Raw genomic sequence first — 15,404 nt, 5'->3', positions numbered from 1 at the left:
TGGTCGGCGGCGCGTCCGCCGGACACCACATCGACTCCATCCTGCTTCCGTTTCAGAAAGCAGGCGCAAAAGAAATCAAGTCAAAGGAAAAAACGACATGAGAACGACGAGAATTTCAAACGTGGTCCTGCTGGCCGCGCTAATCGCGATCGGCGGAGCCGGCTATTCCTTCGCCCAGACGAACGAGACGGATCCCCATCATCCGGCGAACGCGTCGCAGAAGAGCTCGCCTTCCGGAATGGAGGGGATGACCGGACAGGGTGGGGAAGGCCTACCCGGCTCTAACATGATGCCAGGTGATATGATGGGTCGGGGCATGATGCAGCCTGGCATGATGGGTGGCATGCCGATGATGGGTGCGCACGGGCCTACGATGAAGATCCTGTTTGCAATCGCCGACACCAACGGAGATGGCGCGTTGTCCTACGAGGAGATGACAGCGATCCATAAGCGGATCTTCGACGCCGTGGACGCCAACAAGGACGGCAAGGTCACACCCGAAGAGATGCAGGCCTTCTGGCGATAGTAGGCTCCGGACACATGACCGAGAGGATCGATAACTCCCTCCCTCAGTCGCTGCGACTACGGTCGTTGGCGGCACTGCTCCTGGCGATGTTCGCGATCGCCCTCGGCTACGGATTCCTGCTGCCGATCCTCCCATCCACGATCGCGAGGATCGCCGGCACCTCGGATCCGGCTGTCCTGGCACGGCATGCCGGCGTCCTTACGGGAACCTACACGCTTGCGCTGTTCCTATTCGCACCCTTGGGGGGTCGTCTCGCGGACAGGTACGGACGACGGCCCATGATCGTCTTGGGGCTGATGGGCTTCGCCTTGAGCCTGGCGCTGTTTGCCGTGGCAGGAAGCCTGCCGCAGCTTTATCTCGGCCGTTTCCTGAACGGGATGTTCGCCTCAGCGATCGCGCCGGCGGCCTACGCTCTTGTCGGAGATCACGCGTCCACGAAGGAATGGCGCGCCCATCGGTTCGCCCTCCTCAACATCGCTGGAGCAAGCGGCTTCCTTGTCGGACCAATGCTGGGAGGTCTTGTCATCTCGAGCGCAGGCGTCGTTCTGCCCGGCCTGAGCGAAGTGGCGATCTCTCGGTCTCCATTTTTTGTCACCGCGGCCTTCGCGTTTATTGTGGCCGTTCTCGTTCTTGCATTGGTGCCTGGCGGGATCATCTGTGGCTCAGTCGGATGGGAGGATGCGAGAGCGCCAGAGGGACGAGCCGCACTGCCTCGATTGCTGGCAATTTCTTTTGTGACCGCGCTGGCTGTCGGCGCATTCGAAGTCGGTCTGTCGCTACGTGGCGTCCAGGACCTCGAAATGAACACATACAGGCTCGGCCTCATGTTCACCGAGTGCGCCTTGGTCATGCTGATCGCACAGTCGATCGTGTTCTCGCCGCTTGTCAGGCCGGAGTCCACGCGCTGGCTTGTGGCGCCATCGCTGGCGATCCTGGCGGTAGGAGTTGCGGCCGTGCCCTTTGCATCGTCGGCCGTCGGCATTGCGATCATCGTCGCCATGATCGCGGCCAGCGCCGGCATTCTTTCACCCGTCGCCACCTATTGGATTTCGATGAGCGCCGGTATACGGCAGGGCGCCGACCTCGGCCTGCAGACCGCGTCCGCCAGTCTCGGCCAGGCCACCGGATCGGCGGTCGGAGGTCTTCTCTTCGGCGTCGCCTTCGTGCCGAACGCGTCCTTTATACTGGCGGCGGTGGTCGTTCTCCTTGGGCTTGCCGCGAGCATGGGCGTGCCGCGCCTTCTGACGCAGCCCGGGCGGGACGAGTCGGATGAACGAGGCCCGCCATCTCCATGTGTCGAATCATCCGTGGCGGTCGTTGGAGAAGGACGCAGCCCGTGAGAGGCATGGCGCCAAGGAGGATGCCCTTTTCTCCAGGTGCCCCCGCCGACGCCCCACATTCCCCGGATTCCAGATCGAGGCCCCATGTCACAAGACCAATCCCTGCTCGCTTCGGTTCCGGGCGCACTTGGAACCGCCCGGCAGCTCCGCGCTTACGGCGACGCCGTCTGCGGCTCAGTGGGCCGCTATAAACTTCTCCTGCTGGTCGCCGCTCTGGCTGTCGCCATCGGCGCGACGACGATCGGCCAGCTTCGGCTGAACGCCTGGTACGAACCATTCTTCGATGCAGTGAAGAACAAGGACCTTGCCTCGTTTATCCGGCAGATCGCCGTGTTCGCCGTCGTCGCCGGAGTCCTCATTTTCCTGAACATCGCGCAGACATGGCTAGACCAGTGGACGAAGATCGCCCTGCGCGACTGCGTCACCCGCGAGCTCTTGCTCCAGTGGTTCATGCCCCGAAGGGCTTTTCTGCTCGCCGGCGCAGGCCCGGTCGGCGTGGATCCTGATCAGCGCGTCCAGGAGGACACACGGCGGCTGACGGAGCTTACCGTGTCCCTTGCGGTCGGAATTTTCCAGTCCACGCTGCTGCTCACCAGCTTCGTCGGCGTGCTGTGGCTGCTGTCCCGCGGCTTCGTGTTCGAATACGGTGGGAGCAGCTTCCATATTCCGGGATTCATGGTCTGGGCGGCTCTGATCTATGCGGCGTCAGGCTCGTGGCTGAGCTGGCGTCTGGGCCGTCCGCTGATTGAGCTTAACGCAACGCGATACGCCCGCGACGCGGAATTTCGCTTCGGACTCATACGGGCGAACGAAGCCAGTGATGGCATAGCCCTTTCAGGAGGAGAGCTGGGCGAACGAGTGCGACTGGAACGCGAATTCGACGGTGTGATCGGCGTCACGCGGCGGATCGCCAACGTTGCCACGATGCTGACGGGCGTGACGTCGGGGTACGGATGGTTCGCCACCGTGGCCCCGATCGTTGCCGCCGCGCCGGGATATTTCGGTGGCCAGCTCACCTTCGGCGAGCTGATGATGGTCGTCGGAGCCTTCAATCAGGTTCAGCAAGCCCTGCGATGGTACGTCGACAATGCCGGCAACATCGCAGACTGGCGGGCCACACTCCAGCGTGTCATGGGCCTGCGCCAGGCGCTCCTCGACCTTGACCAGACCGCGCCCTCGGAGAGCCGCATCGCCGTCATCGAGGACGAGCCGGCGCTCGTTCTCGAAAACCTGACCGTGCACGTGGCGGACCGGCTGGTGACCGTCGACGAGCCGGTCGTTGCCGTCGAACCGGGCGAACATCTGCTCATCATCGGCGAGCCGGGGACGGGCAAGAGCATGCTGTTCCGTGCGCTGGCGGGACTCTGGCCGCGGGGCACCGGGCGGGTGCGCCTGCCGTCGAGGGCGTGCACAATCTTCTTGCCCCAGAGGCCATATGTTCCGAACGGCTCCCTGGGCGAGGTTCTGGCCTATCCATTCGACCCCTCTGCCTTTGCGGAGAAGGATTTCGCCTGCGCGCTCGAACGTACCGATCTGCACCATCTGGTGCCTTTGCTTGATCGCGTCACGCGCTGGGACAGGGAACTGACGGTCGACGAGCAGCAGCACCTGGCGTTCGCTCGGATTCTCGTCCACAGGCCCCAATGGGTCGTCAGCGATGAGGCCCTATGCCACCTGAACGACGACGATCGCAGGATGCTGTTTTCGATCTTTGGCAACGAGCTTTCAAAGACTGCCGTCGTCAGCATATCCAGTAACGACGCGCAGTACGGCTTCTATTCAAGGATACTTCATTTAACCGTGCACCCACGAGCCGACGCAACTCCAAAGAAGACGTGATCAAGGGCGAGCTGATATGGTCAGCAACATGACGCAATGCGGAGCAGAACATGGCAAGGGAGTATCATTTTATGGTGCGTTCAGAGCTGCCATATGGGCCTGATCCACAGGTTCATCGCCTCGGCGCGCAGTTCGCGACGATGGTTGGAAGACATGTCGTGGCGTGGGATGTGGAACAGGTTGGCAATCGGGTTTTGAAGAGAGATGAAGGATTGCAATTGTCGTCTCGACTTGAAGCGCTTCATGATCCGTTCTCGTCGTCGGATGGGCTGGTGTGAATTCTCCGCCCGGTTGTTCAGTCCTTTATGCGATCGATGCTCGACATCCGGCCTGATCTCTCGTTTTGCTGCGTCGTAGGATCGAAGCTTGTCGGTGATCATAACACGCGGCGCACGGCCTTGACCCTTCAAAAGCTTACGGATCAGGTGTTTGGCCGCCTAGGCATCGCGGCGGCTTTGGACCAGAACCTCCAGAACGAAACTGTCCTGGTCAACGACACGCCAGAGCCAGTCCTCTTGCCGCGGATCAAAACCACGGCCTCATCGAGATGCCATTTGTCGCCGAGCCGGCCTGATGAGCGGCGGCGGGATGTCCGTTGGCGAATGCGCGGCTGAATTTCTCCGTCCACAGTCGGACCGTCTGGTGAGAGACGATAATCCCTCGTGCCGCCAGCAAGTCTTTGACCATCCGTAGGCTCAATGGAAAACGGAAATAGAGCCACACGGCGTGGGCGATGATGTCTGCGGGAAAACGATGGCGGCGGTACAGTGGATTGCGGGGTGTCATAGACCTTCGTCGCACATCACATTTCAAATTCTGTTAAGTTGATGCCCTTTTGATGTATATCAAGGCCGCAATCCCCAATGGAGCCGAGAATTTGATCACGAATGCAGCGGAAATCTCATCATTCGCTGTGATTTCAAACGATTGATTCGTGATAAGGAGAAAAGCATGCGTACAGCTCTGCTGGTTACCGTGATAGCAGGTGTTATCTTCGGTGCATACGCTTACCAATCCAGTGGCTCCGACAAACCAAAAGAACCAAGCGAACGGTCGTCGAGCAGTACCGGCAACGGAACCGCCAAACCTAAGCTTGGCTATCCCGATCCCTACATCCCGCCGACAAAAGGCAATGGCTTTTGATTTCTAACGATGTTCAGGGGAATGACATAATGGCAAAATGCAACCCGATTGTCGTGGTCAACGTCGTCGCCCTCGCGCGACGCTGTTGACCGGAAGCCCGTAGGAGATCAGATTTTCGTCTCCCAGGTATTTCTTCCTCGGATACGCAAAATCCGCGACGTCGTCTGGTGCTGCATCTGTCAGTGGTGCCTTCTGACGACCTGAGAACACAAATATCGCGGAAGAATGCCCAAGCGCCGGCTTCTGACGAAGCCTGACGGCCTGTCAATTCTCACATGGCTCTTGGCAGGCACCGCAATTTGTGATGTCCCGACGGGCAGGCTAAGCCACATGGGTAGCAATTCTGGTCGTCGATATCTGGGGTGTCTTCGCACAACACTCTCCACCTGCTGTCCGTTTCCTTCCGGCATTGCAGCGAAGGCGTTGGCCACTCGGTCGCGGCAGTAACTGGCCTTGTAGGAAATTACAGGGCAATCTAGGCGGCGTATTCGGCCGGCAGAACCTTCGTTGCTAAGATGTGACAAATCTCAACACGGCTTGCCGCTTTCCACAAAATCTTGGTGCTGGCGCTTGCGATGATCAGCGGAGTGACTCGTCATGTTTTGGAAGAATGAGCCTCGAGAGGCAATTCGCCCGCTGATACGGTGCCAATCTGGGCAGAATTGTATATGAGGCCGTACTTAACCTGCGTCACGCGCAAATCGCGATACCAGTTGACGAGATCGCCCCAAGGGTCGTTTATTTTTGACAGGCCAGATATGAAGGCGACGACAGTCCCGATTTCGGTCTTTCCGGTGACCACAAGGTAGCCGCCCGTCGCGAAAATGCCCGCGTAACCTATCTGTGTCATCATGTTCATCATGAAATTCATCGTGAACTTGATTTTGTAGATGCTCATGTTGATGCGGAAGACATCTCCGATGCGCGACGCCTGAAGCCCGTTCGTGTCAATAGCGCGCCCCATCTCGACGATGTCCTCGCTGACATTGCGCATGATGCTGATCTTTTTGCCGACGCGTCGGTTGATCGCTGCCTGCATGATCGGGACAAAGCCACTTTGGGGAAGAAAGATCGTGATGACGATGATCGTCATCATCGGCTGCAGATAAACGAGATAGCTGCAAACAGCCGTCAATATGCCGATCTGCAATAAAGGCTCGGAGATACTTGTGCCGACGAAGCCTCCGACGGGTTCGGCTTCAGCCAGGATGATCGAGAGCTGGACGCCTTCGCTCGCCATCATGGAGCTGCTTGTCCCTGATGCGGGTGCCGCCTGGAACATCTGCAGGCGCAGCCGTCGCACGGCGGCTTCTCCAATCCAACTGCTGTAGATTTTAAGCACGAGCTTCACGGTCCCCTCGGTCAGAGCCAAAAGGATGTACAACAGCACCAGAAAGGCGATCGTTCGATAAGACCCATTCTCTGTTGCCGCATTCACGATCCGTCTCTGTATCTCCAAGGGTATCGTTCCCGCTGTAAAGAGCATGACGGATAAGATCGCGGTAACGAGTTGGTGCCATCCTGATGATCGAAAAACGAAGCCATATAGCTTTCGCGGCAGAATGATTTCCTTCGAGAACTGACGAGATATCGCCGCCGTTGGACTGCAATATGTTTTCAGGACGCTCATTGCGTTCCCGATCTCTCAAGCGCTGCCTGTCGTCCAGTCTTGGAGATCGGCCTCACCCATAAGATGCCCATGATCGTGGCGATCATGGCGATCAATATGATCAGTAATAGCTTTTGCACCGATACCCTCCTGGTACGCCATATGATTTGCCCGGTTTTTCGACGTTTTCACGTTCTCGCGGCGCATGCGTTGATTCGCGTCAAAGCCGACGCACCATTTCTGTAGGACGCGAAGAGTGGTAAATTAACCCGCTCGCCGAAGTCATTCAGAGACAAAAAATCCGATTGAACGGAGAGGCGACACGCCGTTTCCCGCCTTTTGGCCCGATACCGAACTTCGAAACCAGCCACAATTTCGATGGGCTTCAGCCATGAAAGCAATGGTTCTTCAACAAATCGGGAAATCGTTGGTATTTGTCGAACGCGATGATCCAAAGTCTGGCGTCGGCGAACTTAGGATCAAGGTTGAGACTTGCGCCGTCTGTCATACTGATCTTCACGTTGTGGAAGGGACCTCAACCATCCGAAGCTTCCGTTCGCACCTGGTCATGAGATCGTGGGTATTGTCGATACGGTAGGCTGCTGCGTTGAGAATGACAAACTTGGGCGCCGCGTCGGCGTTCCCTGGCTCGGTCACACGTACGGAACGTATTTCTTCTGTCAAATGAAGACTGAGTATGACCGGCCGCAATTCACCGGCTACGCCCGCGACGGCGGCTTCACGACGCTGTTGTGGCCGACGCATCCTTTGCATTCGATCTCGATGCGGACGCCGTGCCGGGCGTCTCGTCGGGGCCGCGGTATTGATGCCCGAGGCAAGCTACCCGATATGACAACGGGTCTTGCCATCCCGCCGACACTTTCATCCCTGTCGGAAATAGAATCGCTTCACCAGCTCGAGCGCGGCGGCGTAGATTGCCGAGATCGCGATCAGCCCTCCCAACAACGGAATGGGCAGCGGCGTGAAATCGAATATGCCTGCAACCAGCGGAAAATAGGGAAGCACGAGGGCGATGAGGGTGATGACCACCGTCGACCAAAGGAGTAGAGGCCCCGGTCTATCTTTCCATGCCGCCAGGGTCGTGCGAACGATCAGCATGGTCACGAGCTGTGTAATGAGTGATTCGACAAACCAGGCCGTGCGGAACTGACTGGTTGTTACGTTGACGACAAACAACAGAAATCCGAACGTCACGAAATCGAACAACGAACTGACCGGGCCAAAGAAGATCATAAATCTTTGGATGGCACGAATGTCCCATCGCCGCGGGCGCCGCACTTGCTGTCGATCGACCCTATCCGTGGCGATTGCCATAGATGGAATGTCGGCAAGCAGGTTGTTGAGTAGGATCTGCTTAGCGAGCAGTGGCAGGAATGGGAGGAACAGCGAGGCGATCGCCATGCTGATCATGTTGCCGAAGTTCGCGCTCGTCGCGATCGATATGTATTTCATGGTATTGGCAAAGGTTCTCCGACCATCGTCCACGCCGCGGATCAGCACGTTGAGGTCTTGTCGCAACAGGACGAGATCCGCAGCCTCCCGGGCGACATCGACTGCGCCGTCGACGGAAATGCCGACGTCGGCCTCATGAAGGGCTGGAGCGTCGTTGATGCCGTCGCCCATATATCCGACCACATGGCCAGACCGCCGCAGCGCCTTGATAATGAGCTCTTTCTGGTTGGGATCAATCTCGACAAACAGATCTGTTTTGGGCGCACGGGCGAACAATGCATCACTGCTCATCGATACCAGTTCTGCGCCAGTCAAAACACGTTTCGTCCTTAGCCCGATCGTGTCGGCCAGGTGCTTGACGATGTAGCGGTTGTCCCCGGATATGATCTTGATGCCGATACCACGATGTCTCAATCCTGCTAGGGCATTCTTAATTCCTGCCTTCGGTGGGTCAAGAAACAGGAGAAAGCCTTCGAGGCAAAGTTCGCATTCGTCGCCCACGTCATAGGATTCTTTGCTCTCTACGAAGCACCGGGTGGCGATTGCGATCACCCGAATGCCGTTCTCGCCCCAATCGCGATAGCGCGTGTCGATTTGCAGGCGCTGCTTTTCGTTGAGGGATTCGGTAGCATCGCCTGATCTGACGGTGGTACACACGGAAAGAATATTGACGACGGCGCCCTTGCAGACCAACATCGCATCCTGGCCGGCCTCATCCACGATGACCGACAACCGTTTGCGCATGAAATCATATGGAATCTCGTCTTTCTTCACGAAGGCTTTCAGATCTGCGCCAATCTCGCCGGACGCCAGTATAGCATCGTCGAGCGGGTTTTTGAGGCCCGCCTGCAACGATGCGTTCAAAACGGCGAGTAAGTGGACATGTTGCGAGTGCATGCCGCCGGGGTCGACGCAATCATCGAGTTTTATGATGCCTTCCGTCAGCGTGCCGGTCTTGTCGGTGCATAGAAGGTTCATGCTCCCGAGATTTTCAATGGCGTCCAACCGGCGAACGATGACGCCGCCGGCGGCCATGGCGCGCGCGCCGCGGGCAAGCGTCATGCTGATGATCGCCGGCAGAAGCTCCGGAGTGAGGCCGACCGCCAACGCCAGAGAAAATAGGAGAGAGTCGATCAACGGCCGATGAAGGAGCAGGTTGGCAACAAACACGCTAATGACGATCACCAGCATGATGCGTGTCATCAAATAGCCGAAGCGGCGTATACCTCGTGAAAAGTCCGTTTCGGGTATCTGTTTCGCGATTGCTCCAGCGATGGTTGCATATTCGGTGCGTCCACCTGTTTCGACAGCGATGACAGTTGCCGTACCGCTGCGAACCGATGTGCCGGTGAAAACGCAATTGGACCTAGCGGCGATCGGAGCCTCGGGTGGACAAACACCGGCCATCTTGCCGACCGGGAAGGTCTCGCCCGTCAGAGTGGCCTCGCTGACACTCAAGTCGCGCGACCAAAGGATCATACCATCGGCCGGCACAAGACTGCCGGCCGCAAGCTTGATGATGTCACCCGGGACGATTGTACTTGCCGGGACGAGGACTTCTATTCCGCCCCTTACGACTGTCGCGGACAACGAAATGCTTTTCTTTAACGCCTCCAGCGCCTTCGTCGCTCCATATTCCTGGGAAAAGCCGAGCAGGCAGCTCGCAAGGACGATGACGCTGATGATGATGGCGTCATGCATCTCCCCAACCAGTGATGATACCGTCGCGGCAAAGATAAGAATGAGAACGAGGGGATTCAGGAATTGACGTAGCAGAATGTGAAGGGCATTCGTGTGCGTCACAGCGAGAACTGTGTTCGGTCCGTGGGCTTTTAACCGGGAAGTTGCTTCTTCAGGCGAAAGACCTGTTATCCGCGAACCAAGATCTTCTACTAGGACGTCTTCGGTCTTCGACCAAAAAGGCGAGGCCGGAAGCATTGAATTTTGGTTTGCGGAATCTGGACTTCTAAGCGGAGCGTTCATATCAATTGATCCCGTGAGTACAACTGACATTAGCCGGCCGATCCCAGTGCTTCATTGACGCCAGTCAAAACTCGCGATTCATTGCGGTGGACCTCTTTCAGTCCCGGGACGTCGCGCGGGAGAAAACGCCGATTAAGTCGAAAGCGGACGTCAATCGAGCGATTAGCGCTGCCAATAGGTGCCCTTTGGGTTTGCAGGCATCTTCCACGGGACGAAACCGCGCCTATCTCGACCGCGGAATATGGCTATCTGCATATCGGCCTCCCGGTAACCAGACCCAGGATTTCTTCTTTCATGAAGAAGGCGGCAAACTTACCGATTTCATAAAGTGTAACCGAGGCTCCGAAGAAAGCGGATTTCAACGCTCGCGTGCTCTTCGTGGGTGTAGTGGCCCCATAAATCCCCGGTCACGGTCTCCCACTTGTTAAGTATGAGGAGTAATGTGCCCATTATGACGATCAATCGCAGTCCGAAGACAGAAGTTTTGTCCGGCCCTGAGCGCTGTGGTCGCTGGTCGACGAAAGCAAACAGGGGAGCATGAAGATATTGGCAAAACTGTTCCGCCAGTCGCGGTAGGCCACACCCATCCCGAAAAGGCCAGCAAAGACTCTTTCATCAGTCCGACCAGACCCAGTCCCTGATTTCCGGAAGGTCATCGAAATGCTCCCGGATGTACCGGTCATGCTCTTCTAAGAGAGACTTGCAATGGACGGCCAGCTCGGGGCTTTTGACCAGTAGGTCAGGTACATAGCGCAGCACGTCGAGGCATAGATGTAGCCGGCTGATGCGATTGAGCACGACCATATCGAATGGGGTGGTTGTCGTTCCTTCCTCCAGGTAGCCGCGCACGTGAAACTGATCGTGTGCTTCCCGGCCGTGCAAGAGATCGTGGATCACGCCGGGGTAGCCGTGGAAGACGAAGATCACCGGTGCTTTTGTCGTGAAAATCCCGGTGAATTCAGTATCACTCATGCCGTGCGGATGCCGGTCTGAGGAGCATAGCCGCATTAGGTCGACGACATTGACGACGCGCACCTTGAGATCGGGGGCATAACGCCGCAGCAGCCAGGCGGCGGCGATCGTTTCCTGAGTCGGGATGTCGCCGGCGCAGGCGAGCACGATATCCGGCTCGTCCGGCTGGTTGCTGTACATGTCCCAGACGCCTGCGCCCTTGGCGCAATGGGCCTTTGCCTCTTCCATCGTCAGCCATTGCAATTGTGGCTGCTTGTCGATGACGATCAGGTTCAGATAGTTGCGGCTGGTAAAGCAGTGGTCGGCCACCGACAGCAGGCAATTGGCGTCCGGCGGTAGGTAGACGCGGGCCACTGCCGGCTTGCGGTGAATAATCGTGTCGATGAAACCAGGCCCCTGATGGCTGAAACCGTTGTGGTCGTTGCGCCAACAGGTTGACGTCAAGAGATAGTTTAGTGACGGGATCGGCGCGCGCCAGGAGACGCGTTCGGCGTGCTCGATCCATTTGGCATGCTGCATCGCCATCGAATCCACGATCATTGCAAAGGCTTCGTAGGTCGCGAACAGACCATGGCGGCCGGTGAGGTTATAGCCCTCGAGCCAGCCGTGGCAGCAATGCTCGCTCAGCACTTCCATGACCCGGCCGTCATGAGAGATGTGATCGTCGCCGGGTTGTATCTCGCTCATAAGGCCGCGGTCGGAGACGTCGAAGACAGCGCCGAGGCGGTTCGAGTTCGTCTCGTCGGGGCAAAACAGGCGGAAGTTCGTCGGATTGTTCCGATAGATTTCCCGGATATAGCTTCCCAATATCTGCGTCGATCCGAGGCGCTCCCGGGCGCGCTGCTCGAACTTGACTTGAAACTCTTCAAAGTTCGGCAACTTGAGCGCCTGCGTCAGCTCGCCGCCATTGCTCTGCGGGTTCGACCCCATGCGTCGTTTGCCTTCAGGCGCCAGGGCGGCATATTCCGGGCGGAAGGCGCCGCGGTCGTCAAAGAGCTCCTCCGGCTTGTAGCTCCGCATCCAGGCTTCGAGGATATGAAGATGCTCTGGATTGGTCAGGATATCGGCGACTGGCACCTGATGCGAGCGGAACGTGCCTTCGACCTGGATACCGTCGACAATCTTCGGACCGGTCCATCCCTTTGGTGTTCGCAATACGATCAATGGCCACCGAGGCCGCTCGTCGGCACCATCCTCACGGGCAGCCTTCTGAATGGCACGGATCGCAAGGACGGCTTTTTCCATCGCCGCGCCGAAGCTCTGATGCACGATCATCGGATCGTCGCCCTCCACGAAACATGGCGCGTAACCCTGACCCTCGAAAAATTTTCTCAGATCTTCGTCGCTATGGCGCGCCCAGACCGTCGGGCCGGAGATCTTGTAACCATTGAGATGCAGGATCGGCAGCACTGCGCCGTCCCGCTTCGGGTTGATGAAATCGATGCTCTTCCAGCTGCCCGCTAGCGGGCCTGTTTCGGATTCACCGTCGCCAACGACGGCCGCGACGAGCAGATCGGAATTGTCCATGACGGCCCCGAAGGCGTGGAGCAGGACATAACCAAGTTCGCCGCCTTCATGAATCGAGCCAGGTGTCGGCACACTGACGTGGCTGGGGATGCCGCCCGGCGTCGAAAACTGTCGAAACAGCTTTAGCATGCCGGTTTCGTCATTGGTGATCTCGGGATAGAATTCGCTGTAGCTGCCTTCCAGCCAGACATTGGCGATGATCGCCGGGCCGCCATGGCCGGGACCGGCCATGTAGATCGTATCGAGATCGTACTTCTTGATCAGCCGGTTGAGATGAACATAGACGAGGTTGAGGCCGGGAGAGGTGCCCCAATGGCCGAGCAGACGGGGCTTGATATGCTCGACCGTCAGCTTTTCCTTGAGCAGCGGATTGGCGCGGAGATAGATCTGTCCGACATTGAGATAGTTCGCCGCTCGCCACCAGGCGTGCATCCTGAGCAATTCGTCTTGCGGTATCGCTGGAAGGTGGTTCTCAAAAAGCGTATTCATTATTCAACCTCAACCTATTGACGCGATCGAAACGTAGCCTTTTTGTGAGACAGACTTTTAAACCGTTATCCGGTGATGTCAGTTTCTGTTTGACAGAAAAATGGCGTGCCGGCAGTGACGATTTTCTCACGGTGTTTGAATGACTAAAGCCCTCATCACATTGAACGCAGGCTCATCAAGCCTGAAGTTTGCAGTGTTCAGCCATGATGGCATTGCGCTAGATCAAAAGGTCCACGGTAAGATCGAGGGTATCGGGACAGCGCCGCACCTCATTGCGAAAGACATGAGCGGCAGGGTGCTGACGGAGCACCGCTGGGAAAACGGTTCAGGTCTTGGGCATGAAGATTTTTTCAGGCAATTGCTCGACTGGATCGAGGAGCATCTCGGTGGCGCTGAGCTGATTGGCGCAGGTCACCGCGTGGTTCATGGCGGTGCGCACTTCTATCGGCCGGCTCGTGTGACGCCTTCGTTGCTCGGAGCCTTGAAAGCATTGATCCCGCTGGCGCCGCTGCATCAGCCGCATAACCTGGCGGCTATCGAAGCCGTCGCTGCAGTGCGGCCGCAGCTTGCGCAGGTGGCGTGTTTCGACACGGCGTTTCATCATGACCAGCCGCCGGTCGCATCACGGCTTGCCATACCGCGTGCCCTTAGCGCCGAGGGCGTCAAGCGCTATGGCTTCCACGGCATTTCCTATGAGTTTATCGCCCGACGTCTGGCAGAGATCGATCCGGCTCTCGCCGCCGGCAAGATCATCGTCGCTCACCTCGGCAACGGCGCCAGCCTGTGCGCTATCAAGGGCGGGCGTAGCATCGATACGACCATGGGCTTCACCGCGCTGGACGGACTGGTCATGGGGACGCGCTGCGGATCTATCGACCCCGGCGTTTTGCTCTATTTGCTCCAACATCAGGGTATGACGCCGGCAGCGTTATCCCATCTCCTTTACGATCAATCCGGCTTGCTCGGTGTATCCGGAATCTCCAGCGACATGCGCGAGCTTCTCGGCAGCGATAATCCGCACGCGACCGAAGCTGTCGAGCTGTTTTGCTACCACATTGCCCGTGAAGCCGGCGCGCTTGTGAGCTCGATGGGCGGCTTAGATGGTTTCATCTTCACTGCCGGTATCGGCGAGAACGCCGTGGAAATTCGCCGTCTGGTTTGTGAACGGCTTGCCTGGCTGGATGTTGCAGTCGACCCAGATGCCAATGCCCGTCATGACGCGATTATCAGTACGGCTGAAAGCCGTGTGATTATCCGTGTTTTACCAACCGACGAGGAGCGAATGATTGCACTTCACACGACAGAAGCGCTTGACCGGTCGGCAAGAGCGCCTGCCGCGGCTTTCCTGCCGGGTCTCGACAGAAGCCGGCCAACGAATGGATAGATTGAAGCACATTTTATGTGGCGCGCTGTTCAGATGCTGCTTCGTCTGACGGTCGCCAATATTCGCCTCATGTAACGGCAGTTGAAGAACCGCCTGATCAAGCGCGAGGTTACTGAGGCGTTCTTTCGACGGTCCAAATTGCTGGTGCGCCGAGCAGATGCAGTTGCCGCTCGTAAAAGGCGCTGTTGGCCGCTCCCAAGTCATTGAGGTTATCCGGCCACGGTTTGCCGCTTCGATCCACGGAAACGGCTCGCAGCGACAGCAACGAATTGATCAGAATTCATCGCAAATTGATTAAGATCAGTGCCAGCATGGCAAGCTTGCGGCACGTCAGAGCGGTTGCTTGTTCGCAACAGAAGCGGGGATTCCCGAGGATGGGTGCCAGAATCTTCCTGGCTCCTGCTGCCTGGGAACGCCGCGCCACGAGAAGGAAAACGAAATGGCAGCAATCACGTCCGATATTTTTAGTGCGCGGCCTGCCAGCGAGCGCGCCGCCGTTGTCCAGAACGGTAGGCCGAAGCAGCCGAACGTTTGCGATCATGACTATGCGCAGCTGACGCGACGTCAGCGCGACCTATCGGCCTTGGAATCCCTCTTTCGCGGCGGCCCGTTCTACAACTTATTCGATCCGGGCACCGCAAGCTCCCAAAGCAAAGGTTCAGTGCCTCTGGCTCGACCCGATCGCGATTCGGTCGGTCCGCAGTACCATTTCAGCGAGCAGGCGAAGGAAATTCTTCAGCACGCAGCCGAGCACGCCGTCCAGTACGGCAAGTGTGAAGTCGATACCGAGCATCTGCTTTACGAGCTGCCGCGGAGCGAGGCGGTCCAGGCGATCGTGAAGCAGTTTAATATTTCCGTCGATGACCTTTGCGGCCCGATCGGTGCCAATTTTCCCGTCGGCGCACAAAGCGAGCCACCAGGCGGCCAGATCGCTGTCTCCCCGCGCGTCAAAGCGCGCTCGACCGCGCCTCATCGCCTCCCGCCAGCTGGAACATTCCTATGTCGGCCTCGAGCTCGCCAGCTTTGTTGACATGACTTAGACAAGAGCTTTGTCCTTCGAATTCGATCGCAAAGATACCATCACATTACATTAGCAATGACATAGAGTTTCACCATATG

At 57.7% G+C, this 15,404-nt stretch carries 10 protein-coding genes and 2 pseudogenes; 7 read left to right on the top strand and 5 right to left on the bottom strand.

The window, feature by feature from the left end; genetic code table 11:
- Window positions 1–97: 97 nt before the first annotated feature.
- The 3 genes from HGP12_RS16990 to HGP12_RS16980 all read left to right on the top strand — a co-directional run bounded on the left by HGP12_RS16990 (window position 98) and on the right by HGP12_RS16980 (window position 3,705).
- Complete coding sequence (locus HGP12_RS16990) at window positions 98–526, top strand: EF-hand domain-containing protein (RefSeq protein ID WP_168879371.1); 429 nt, start codon at window positions 98–100, stop codon at window positions 524–526.
- A 14-nt stretch (window positions 527–540) separates the two neighbouring features.
- The gene (locus HGP12_RS16985) at window positions 541–1,866 is read left to right on the top strand and encodes an MFS transporter (RefSeq protein ID WP_168879370.1); all 1,326 of its coding nucleotides are present in this window, start codon (window positions 541–543) and stop codon (window positions 1,864–1,866) included.
- An 84-nt stretch (window positions 1,867–1,950) separates the two neighbouring features.
- Window positions 1,951–3,705 (top strand): ABC transporter ATP-binding protein/permease, encoded by a 1,755-nt coding sequence (locus HGP12_RS16980; protein ID WP_168879369.1) that lies wholly within the window; start codon window positions 1,951–1,953, stop codon window positions 3,703–3,705.
- A gap of 80 nt (window positions 3,706–3,785) precedes the next feature.
- On the opposite strand, the pseudogene HGP12_RS16975 reads toward HGP12_RS16980, so the two are convergent.
- A pseudogene (locus tag HGP12_RS16975) lies at window positions 3,786–4,491 on the bottom strand (IS6 family transposase).
- 165 nt (window positions 4,492–4,656) lie between these two features.
- Between HGP12_RS16975 and HGP12_RS16970 the strand changes: the two are divergent.
- Window positions 4,657–4,848, top strand: a complete 192-nt coding sequence (locus tag HGP12_RS16970) for a hypothetical protein (RefSeq protein ID WP_168879368.1) — start codon at window positions 4,657–4,659, stop codon at window positions 4,846–4,848.
- Window positions 4,849–5,443: 595 nt separating this feature from the next.
- Here the strand turns inward: HGP12_RS16970 and HGP12_RS16965 are convergent.
- Together HGP12_RS16965 and HGP12_RS34500 are read right to left on the bottom strand one after the other, a co-directional pair.
- Window positions 5,444–6,478: an ABC transporter transmembrane domain-containing protein gene (locus tag HGP12_RS16965; RefSeq protein ID WP_312862911.1), complete on the bottom strand. Its 1,035-nt coding sequence runs from the start codon at window positions 6,476–6,478 to the stop codon at window positions 5,444–5,446.
- Window positions 6,475–6,597, bottom strand: a complete 123-nt coding sequence (locus HGP12_RS34500; RefSeq protein WP_281408521.1) for a hypothetical protein — start codon at window positions 6,595–6,597, stop codon at window positions 6,475–6,477. The genes HGP12_RS16965 and HGP12_RS34500 overlap by 4 nt, the downstream gene beginning before the upstream one ends.
- A 251-nt stretch (window positions 6,598–6,848) precedes the next feature.
- Between HGP12_RS34500 and HGP12_RS16960 the strand changes: the two are divergent.
- Window positions 6,849–7,257 (top strand): annotated as a pseudogene (locus HGP12_RS16960) (alcohol dehydrogenase catalytic domain-containing protein); the annotation flags it as partial.
- 82 nt (window positions 7,258–7,339) lie between these two features.
- Here the strand turns inward: HGP12_RS16960 and mgtA are convergent.
- Both mgtA and HGP12_RS16950 read right to left on the bottom strand, forming a co-directional pair.
- Window positions 7,340–9,913 (bottom strand): magnesium-translocating P-type ATPase, encoded by a 2,574-nt coding sequence (gene mgtA, locus HGP12_RS16955; RefSeq protein ID WP_246703438.1) that lies wholly within the window; start codon window positions 9,911–9,913, stop codon window positions 7,340–7,342.
- A 615-nt stretch (window positions 9,914–10,528) separates the two neighbouring features.
- Window positions 10,529–12,901 carry a phosphoketolase gene (locus HGP12_RS16950; RefSeq protein WP_168879367.1) on the bottom strand — a complete coding sequence of 791 codons (2,373 nt, stop codon included), beginning with the start codon at window positions 12,899–12,901 and terminating at the stop codon, window positions 10,529–10,531.
- A gap of 139 nt (window positions 12,902–13,040) precedes the next feature.
- On the opposite strand from HGP12_RS16950, the gene HGP12_RS16945 reads away from it, so the two are divergent.
- Entirely contained in the window at window positions 13,041–14,285 is a 1,245-nt protein-coding gene (locus HGP12_RS16945; RefSeq protein ID WP_168879366.1) for an acetate/propionate family kinase, read from the top strand.
- A gap of 343 nt (window positions 14,286–14,628) precedes the next feature.
- On the top strand, window positions 14,629–15,315 hold the full coding sequence (locus HGP12_RS16940; RefSeq protein ID WP_168879365.1) for a hypothetical protein: 687 nt from the start codon (window positions 14,629–14,631) through the stop codon (window positions 15,313–15,315).
- Window positions 15,316–15,404: the final 89 nt, after the last annotated feature.

The organism is Rhizobium sp. P28RR-XV, assembly GCF_012641385.1.
Taxonomy (GTDB): domain Bacteria; phylum Pseudomonadota; class Alphaproteobacteria; order Rhizobiales; family Rhizobiaceae; genus Rhizobium.
The sequence above is the reverse complement of the archived record's forward strand: the minus strand, read 5'-3'. Positions and strand labels throughout refer to the sequence as shown.

Excerpts from the sequence above, each read along its gene's own strand:
- HGP12_RS16990 (WP_168879371.1), top strand. The coding sequence starts at position 98 with ATGAGAACGACGAGAATTTCAAACGTGGTCCTGCTGGCCGCGCTAATC.
- HGP12_RS16985 (WP_168879370.1), top strand. The coding sequence starts at position 541 with ATGACCGAGAGGATCGATAACTCCCTCCCTCAGTCGCTGCGACTACGG.
- HGP12_RS16980 (WP_168879369.1), top strand. The coding sequence starts at position 1,951 with ATGTCACAAGACCAATCCCTGCTCGCTTCGGTTCCGGGCGCACTTGGA.
- HGP12_RS16970 (WP_168879368.1), top strand. The coding sequence starts at position 4,657 with ATGCGTACAGCTCTGCTGGTTACCGTGATAGCAGGTGTTATCTTCGGT.
- HGP12_RS16965 (WP_312862911.1), bottom strand. The coding sequence starts at position 6,478 with ATGAGCGTCCTGAAAACATATTGCAGTCCAACGGCGGCGATATCTCGT.
- mgtA (WP_246703438.1), bottom strand. The coding sequence starts at position 9,913 with ATGAACGCTCCGCTTAGAAGTCCAGATTCCGCAAACCAAAATTCAATG.
- HGP12_RS16950 (WP_168879367.1), bottom strand. The coding sequence starts at position 12,901 with ATGAATACGCTTTTTGAGAACCACCTTCCAGCGATACCGCAAGACGAA.
- HGP12_RS16945 (WP_168879366.1), top strand. The coding sequence starts at position 13,041 with ATGACTAAAGCCCTCATCACATTGAACGCAGGCTCATCAAGCCTGAAG.